Origin of the sequence: Xanthomonas sp. D-99 (genome assembly GCF_017746145.1) — a bacterium.
In the GTDB taxonomy this organism is placed as follows: Bacteria; Pseudomonadota; Gammaproteobacteria; order Xanthomonadales; family Xanthomonadaceae; genus Xanthomonas; species Xanthomonas cissicola.
In genome coordinates this window covers 1-6,799 of sequence record NZ_JAGHWU010000053.1, presented here as the reverse complement: position 1 = coordinate 6,799, position 6,799 = coordinate 1, and the positions used below count along the sequence as shown (strand labels likewise).

Below are 6,799 nucleotides of genomic sequence, written 5' to 3'. Positions count from 1 at the left end.
TCGGCAAGAAAGATCTCGCGCCGGGTCTGCTTACGCTTGCCCAAGCCCTCAGCGTCACCGAACGTCAGCTGCATGGATGAATCCTCTACATAAGGCGATAGTGTCGCGCATCTGCGGTGAGTTGATCAGACCTTCCTTAGTACTACCCTCATTGTCCCTGGCACTCTCGACTGCCTCTAAAAAAGCTGCATAATTGCTCACTGATCCAAATTGACTTGCAAGGGAATCATTAGTCCTAATTCTCTTCACGCCCTCAACGATTCCCCACTTAAGCTCTTCATCGTCATTCATCAAAAAAGGGTGCGACATCCATATTTCTTCCCCACGGAAAATTGATTCCATCGTTGAAAGAGAAGTGTAGTGCGCGAGCAGGGGGCGTTTTGAAGGAAAGTGTTCATCCTCACTCAAATCAGACCACAAGCCATCTACGCAAGCCTCGAATGCGTCCATATAAGCTCCTGGAGGTTTAACTATGTGACGCCAAGATTGTGCCGAAAAGAAAAGTCCTGCAAGCTGCGACTGACGAATTCCCTGCAGTCTAAAGGTTGAGACACAAAACTAGTTGGATATTTGCTTTTGCGATCGGCCTTACGATCACGGTGGTGGCGATTGGCCTAACTACATGCCTGGTGAGATGCGGGGGCCGCACATTACGTAGGCACTGGCGCCTGGCCTGGTGCTTCGCTTGCTTGTGTTGATGCCGCTATGACGCAGGCGCCCTGTGGTGGCATTACCAGCGGCTAGCCGGTGATGCGTGGGCGCACAGAGCTGCGCTGCTGCGTCGCTTTTAATCGGTAGGACTTCACCGCAACGTTGCGCGGCCGTGTGCATGGATACCGGCTCGTGCATCAGCTCAGTCCGCATGGCACGCGTGTACGAGAGTCAGCAAGCGCAGATACGCTATGACGCTATTTCGATTGGAGACCCTTGTAATGCATGCCTTGATTGTTGTTGCGCACCCGGAATCATGCTCACACACGCACGCAGTGGCTGCGCGGATGCGCGATGCCGTGTTGACATCCGATGCCGCGCATACGGTTGAGGTCGCCGACCTGGCGCAGGAAGGTTTCGACCCGCGCTTCAACCAGGCCGACATTGCGCTGTTTCAGCAGCAAGCTGCACCGCCGCAGGATGTGGCAGCCGAACACGCGCGGCTAGACCGCGCCGATGCGCTAGTGCTGGTGTTCCCGATTTACTGGTGGTCGTTTCCGGCGCTACTCAAAGGCTGGATCGACCGGGTGTTTACGCTGGGCTGGGCGTTCGATGAAAGCGCCGAGGGCAAGATCGTGAAGAAGCTGCAGCACCTGGATGTGCACATGCTGGCCATTGGCGGTGCGGACGAGCGCACCTATGCGCGGCACGGCTACTTCGGTGCGATGAAAACGCAGATCAACCACGGCATCTTCGATTTTTGCGGTGCGACGGTGCGCACCTCGGAGTTGCTGACAGTGCCGGATGCGGGCTTTCCGCAATCGCACTTCGACACAGCGCGCGCGATTGGTGCGCGGTTGTTTGCAGCAAAAGCATCCGCTGGTAGCGAACCCAGCTGATTTAGGCTACAGCTGCTGCGTCATTGCGATTTGCAGGTCTGCCCAGCTGCCTGCGTTGCTGCGTTGCTGCGTTGCTGCGTGGCGATGATGCTCGCGCGTCATGACCTCGCTTGCATGATGCAGCTCTAGTCATGATGTGCAACCGTCACCGTTTGCTGGTAGCGCATGCAACCTACGCGGCCGCGCGTCCGGGGTCGTGCAGCAACCTGTCGCATCACTCAAACGGCCGTGGAGATGGACGCGGGGACTTGGCGAGGGTCTGGTACAGCACTGCCGCGCGCTCGTCTGCAGCGATGCTCTCGATTGTGCTCAAGCCTCGTTCTGCCATCGCTACCGATGCCTTGCGATCGCCGAGCAGATAGGCAAGCCGCAGATACGCTGCGCTGTCGACCAGGTTCTTTTGCGGGGTGTCGCCGAGGTAGGCCTCGGACAGCCCGTAGTAGGCGTAGATGGTTCCGGTGGCTGCGCCTTTCGCAAGATCGCCACGCCGCTCTGGAAGCGGCCGCTGAGTGCGGTCTTGCTGCCGTAGAACACGGTGGCGGCCTGGTTGCCCGCCTGCGATTCGGCCTGCAACTGCGCCAGATCCAGCTTGCTCAAGCGTGCGTGCTCGGCCGGCGATGGGTAGCCGTGGGCAATCAGCCAGTGCGCTTCTGCCTGCGAGGTGGCCAGCAGCGGGCCGCCAGCGATGCAGGCATAGGCGCCGGGCTGGCAGAGAGACGGCGTGGTGTCGGCATGGGTCGGCGCTGCGCGTGTAACCGGTGGCTGCGGCGTGTCATTCGTGGCGGCGTTGGCGGTGGGCGCGTGGGCTGTCGGCGCGACGACTGACGCTGCATGTGCAGTTGGCGTTGGCGTTGGCGCATCATTTGTGCAGCTACTGACTGCCATCGCAGTGAGTGCAGTCAGTGCGATGCTGGCGAATTTCATGAGGCTGCCCTGTTGGCGTACGGGCTATGCCGGGTGGCACATCGCCGCATCTGCGTTGCTCCTTGGAGCCTGCACCTTGCGTGGCGGCAATGACGCGGTCAAGACAGCTGCGCGAGATGCAACCGGGTGTGTAAGCCAGGCTGTCGACCGCGCACCGCGCAAGCAATCCACGTCGATCTGTACAACAGCGTCTACCAGCTTCGACGTCGACTGACACAGGCCAATCAGCACGCGACAACGTGCTGCGTTGAATGCGGGCGCGTACTGAAATCCTCGGGTATTGGCGAGCACTCACCACACGACTCAGTCCGGTTTTTCCCATGTGTTTACGTCCATACGCACTCAACCGGCGCGGACGCTCGCGCTGGCTCCTGCAGTGCATCAAAGCAGACGCAACAAGACGCGGAATTCGGCTGTTTTAAGCCAAAAGCAACGCGATGTTTGCGTAATCAGGTCGCTTGAGACGTTTCGCAACTCTCGTCTCACTTTTTCCGCATACCGTGACTAACATCACGTATAAATGTGATGAAAGTATCACTTTATAACGGAAGAGGGATCTGGATATGGCCGAGAACGGGATGGGGCTGCAGACGCAGCCGATGGGCGCGCATGGGGCCGCAGGGCAGCCATGGGCCGCGTTGCTGCCAGCATTGGCCGTGGGCACTGCCCGCCCGGCCGCATTACCGCGCACCGCGGCAGATGCGGCCAACCTCAAGCGCCTGCTGCGCAAGGGCGCGCGCAGCCTGGTGCGTACGCTGCCCTGGCGGCACCAGGACCGGCTGTACTTCCTGCATACGTTTGGGCGCCTGCCGGATCTGTACGCGCCGAAATGCTTCAACGAGAAGATCCTCTACCGCAAGTGTGTGCACGGTGATTACCTGCAATATCAGCGGTTGGCCGACAAGTTTGCGGTGCGGCCGTATGTGGCGGCCAAGATCGGCGAGGCGCATCTGATCCCGCTATTGCTGGACACCACCGATCCGCAGGACTTGCTGCGCTTGCCGCAGTGGAAGCAGACGGTGATCAAGGCCAACCACGGCGCGGCCATGGTGGAAGTTGTGCGCGAAGAGCCGGATGCGCAGCAGAAACGCCGCATCATCGCGCGTTGCGGCCAATGGATGCGCACGGATTTTTCCGCCATGGTGCGCGAGATCCATTACCGCGATATTCCGCCACGCATTCTGGTGGAAAAATACATCGGCGATGCACAGCAAGTGCCGGTGGACTACAAGTTCCACATGTTTCGCCAGGCCGACGGCACCTTCAAGTACGTCCTGCAGGTGATTTACGGCCGCTTCGACACGCCGAAATTGTCGATGACGTTTTTCGTCGGCAACTTGCACGATGCCTTTCACCGCATCCGCGACGACGGTCGCGCGCCGCCGTGTGCGCCGGAACTTCTCGAGCAGGCACTGGAACTGAGCAAGGTGCTGGCCAGCGATTTCGACTATGTGCGGGTGGATTGGTATATCCAGCACGGGCAGGTGTATTTCGGCGAACTCACCTTTATCCCGGGCGCCGGGTTGGTAACTGGATTGGACCGTGGGCTGGACCGGATGATGGGCGATATGTGGGTGCAGCGGCGCGCGCCTGAAGAACCGTGTCTGCCGATGCAAGGGTTTGGTGTGGGTGTGCGCGTGCCACAGCGGTGAGGCGTCAACGCAGGTGCAGTGCCCATGCGATGCCGATGCGGCACACCGCCGCATCGTCCGGTGCCTGCAGCGCTCCGGCACGCGGTGCATGGCGGCCGATGATGGCAGGCAGCGATGCGCGGATGGTGCAGGTTGCCGCCGCGCGCCGTGTTGCCGATGCCAATCACCTGCTTGCTGCCACGCCGGTTGCGCACTACAAAGCCCGCCGATGCGATTAGCCGACTGGCTGCGCCACGCCCGCCTGTTTGGCAAATTCGCCAGCGGCCCAGTCCAGAAACACGCGCACCCGTGGCGACAGCTGGCGGGCGCGGGAATACAGCAGCGACACCGGGTTGGAGGGCGGCGGGGTGTCGCGCAGGATTTCCACCAGCGTGCCTTGCTGCAGGTCGTGCGCCACATGGAAGCGCGGCACCTGCGCGATGCCCAGGCCAAGCCGGATGCCGGCCAGATAGCTCTCGGTACCGGTGACGCTGAGCGGGCTGGGCAATGCGAAGGTACGCAACCCCTGCGCGGTCTGGAACTCCAGCGGCGTGACCACGCCGGTGGTGATCGAACGCAAGCCGACCATGCGATGTTGGTCCAGCGCTTCCAGCTGCGCAGGCAGGCCGAAACGTCGCAGGTATTGCGGCGTGGCGCAGGTGAGGCGTTCGAGCATGGCCACGCGGCGTGCGACCAGTTCGCTGTCGCGCAGCGGGCCATAGCGCAGCACGCAGTCGATGCCTTCTTCCACCAGATCCACCCAGCGGTCGCTCTCGCTCATCACCAGCTGGATCTGCGGGTAGTGCGCAAAGAACGCCGGCAACCCGGGCAGCAGGAAGTGCCGCGCCAGCGTGCCCTGCACTTCCACCCGCAACAGCCCCTTGGGTGCCACGCCGCGGAAGCCGCCTTCGGCATCGTCCACGTCGTCGAGGATGCGCATGCAGCGTTGATGGAAGAGCTCGCCATCGAGCGTGGGCCGCACCACGCGCGTGGTGCGCTGTAGCAGGCGCACGCCCAGGCGCGCTTCCATCTCGGCGATGACCTTGGTGGCGGTAGAGCGCGGAATTTGCATGTCGTTGGCCGCTGCGGTGAAGCTGCGCCGCTCCACGATCCGCACGAACAACCGCATGGCATCGAATCGATCCATGGCACTCCCTGCCTACTGTTCGGGCGCTGGAAACAATGCTGTGCAGTTTAGTGTGATGATCGCCGTGTCATTGCATTGGATAGTTTCCGCAACGCCGCAGCCCGCGGCATGACGGAAGAACGTGCATGACTCAGCAGCATAAAGTTGCATTGGTGACCGGAGCCTCGCGTGGTATTGGCGCTGCCATCGCGCAGCGATTGGCCGGCGATGGCTTTGCCGTGGTGCTCAATTACGCCGGCCATGCGGATGAGGCCGATCGACTGGTGCGCAGCATCGAAGCGGACGGTGGCCGCGCGGTCAGCGTGCAGGCCGATGTCAGCGACCCGGCCGCCGTCGAGCGCCTGTTTGCCGCGGCCGAGACTGCGTTCGGCGGCGTGGATGTGCTGGTCAACAACGCCGGCATCATGCAGCTGGCCACGCTAGCCGACAGCGACGATGCCTTGTTCGACAAACACATCGCGATCAATCTGAAAGGCACCTTCAACACGCTGCGCCAGGCCGCACGACGGCTGCGCGAGGGGGGCCGCATCGTCAACCTGTCCACCAGCGTGGTCGGCCTGAAGCTGGAAACCTACGGGGTGTATGCGGCCACCAAGGCGGCAGTGGAAACGCTGACGGCGATCGTGTCCAAGGAATTGCGCGGGCGTGCCATCACCGTCAACGCGGTGGCGCCTGGCCCGACCGGCACGGCGCTGTTCCTGGACGGCAAGTCGCCGGAGTTGATCGAACGCTTGTCCAAGGCCAACCCGCTGGAACGTCTTGGCTGCCCGGAAGACATCGCGGCGGCGGTGGCGTTCCTGGTCGGCCCCGATGGCGGCTGGATCAATGGCCAGGTCCTGCGCGCCAACGGCGGCATGGTCTGACCCGCTGCGGCGCGCGGCAGTGCGCACGCTGCTGGTTTTCCCCTCGAGGAGCAATGACATGAGCAAACGCATTCTGGTGACTGGCGCGTCCAGCGGCTTTGGCCGATTGGCCGCGCAAGCGCTGGCCGCCGCCGGGCACACCGTCTACGCCTCCATGCGCGATACCGCCGGCCGCAATGCCGGCGTGGCGCAGGAGATGGCCGAGTTGGCGGGCAAGCAGCAGCTGGCCTTGCACGCGCTAGAGCTGGACGTGCAATCGCAGGCCTCGGCCGACGCGGCGGTGGCATCCATCGTGGCGCAGGCCGGTGGGCTGGACGTGGTGGTGCACAACGCCGGGCACATGGTGTTCGGCCCGGCCGAAGCGTTCACCGCCGAACAGCTGGCGCAGGTCTACGACATCAACGTGCTGGGCACGCAGCGGGTCAACCGCGCGGCATTGCCGCAATTGCGGGCACAGCAGCAGGGCCTGTTGGTGTGGGTGTCCAGCAGCAGCTCGGCAGGCGGCACACCGCCGTATCTGGGCCCCTATTTCGCGGCCAAGGCGGCGATGGATGGGTAATCCCCCCACTTTTAGCGGTCGCCAGAAGTGGAGCTAAGCGGCCATCGCCAACTTCATGGCAGGCGTGATGCCGCCGAGCGCCATATTCGGACGCTCGTGGTTGTACGTCCATAGCCAGCGGGTGG

General features: G+C 62.5%; 5 protein-coding genes and 2 pseudogenes. 4 read left to right on the top strand and 3 right to left on the bottom strand.

What is annotated here, in order from left to right; genetic code table 11:
* Window positions 1–54: 54 nt before the first annotated feature.
* On the bottom strand, window positions 55–450 hold the full coding sequence (locus J7360_RS16650; protein ID WP_209034291.1) for a hypothetical protein: 396 nt from the start codon (window positions 448–450) through the stop codon (window positions 55–57).
* Window positions 451–932: 482 nt separating this feature from the next.
* On the opposite strand from J7360_RS16650, the gene J7360_RS16645 reads away from it, so the two are divergent.
* A complete protein-coding gene (locus tag J7360_RS16645; RefSeq protein WP_042675353.1) occupies window positions 933–1,550 on the top strand; it encodes an NAD(P)H-dependent oxidoreductase in 618 nt (205 codons plus the stop codon).
* Window positions 1,551–1,764: 214 nt separating this feature from the next.
* On the opposite strand, the pseudogene J7360_RS16640 reads toward J7360_RS16645, so the two are convergent.
* Window positions 1,765–2,474: pseudogene (locus J7360_RS16640) on the bottom strand (hypothetical protein).
* 578 nt (window positions 2,475–3,052) lie between these two features.
* On the opposite strand from J7360_RS16640, the gene J7360_RS16635 reads away from it, so the two are divergent.
* The gene (locus J7360_RS16635) at window positions 3,053–4,126 is read left to right on the top strand and encodes an ATP-grasp fold amidoligase family protein (protein ID WP_209034293.1); all 1,074 of its coding nucleotides are present in this window, start codon (window positions 3,053–3,055) and stop codon (window positions 4,124–4,126) included.
* A gap of 214 nt (window positions 4,127–4,340) precedes the next feature.
* Here the strand turns inward: J7360_RS16635 and J7360_RS16630 are convergent, their stop codons facing one another.
* On the bottom strand, window positions 4,341–5,252 hold the full coding sequence (locus tag J7360_RS16630; protein WP_057663388.1) for a LysR family transcriptional regulator: 912 nt from the start codon (window positions 5,250–5,252) through the stop codon (window positions 4,341–4,343).
* 125 nt (window positions 5,253–5,377) lie between these two features.
* Here J7360_RS16630 and J7360_RS16625 point away from each other — a divergent pair, with 125 nt between their 5' ends.
* Window positions 5,378–6,115 (top strand): SDR family oxidoreductase, encoded by a 738-nt coding sequence (locus J7360_RS16625; protein WP_057663391.1) that lies wholly within the window; start codon window positions 5,378–5,380, stop codon window positions 6,113–6,115.
* Between the two features lie 58 nt (window positions 6,116–6,173).
* Window positions 6,174–6,668, top strand: a pseudogene (locus tag J7360_RS16620) (SDR family NAD(P)-dependent oxidoreductase); the annotation flags it as partial.
* Window positions 6,669–6,799 lie beyond the last annotated feature (131 nt).

What these genes read in the sequence shown, in the direction of transcription:
- J7360_RS16650 (WP_209034291.1), bottom strand. Translation starts at nt 450, where the DNA reads ATGGACGCATTCGAGGCTTGCGTAGATGGCTTGTGGTCTGATTTGAGT.
- J7360_RS16645 (WP_042675353.1), top strand. Translation starts at nt 933, where the DNA reads ATGCATGCCTTGATTGTTGTTGCGCACCCGGAATCATGCTCACACACG.
- J7360_RS16635 (WP_209034293.1), top strand. Translation starts at nt 3,053, where the DNA reads ATGGGGCTGCAGACGCAGCCGATGGGCGCGCATGGGGCCGCAGGGCAG.
- J7360_RS16630 (WP_057663388.1), bottom strand. Translation starts at nt 5,252, where the DNA reads ATGGATCGATTCGATGCCATGCGGTTGTTCGTGCGGATCGTGGAGCGG.
- J7360_RS16625 (WP_057663391.1), top strand. Translation starts at nt 5,378, where the DNA reads ATGACTCAGCAGCATAAAGTTGCATTGGTGACCGGAGCCTCGCGTGGT.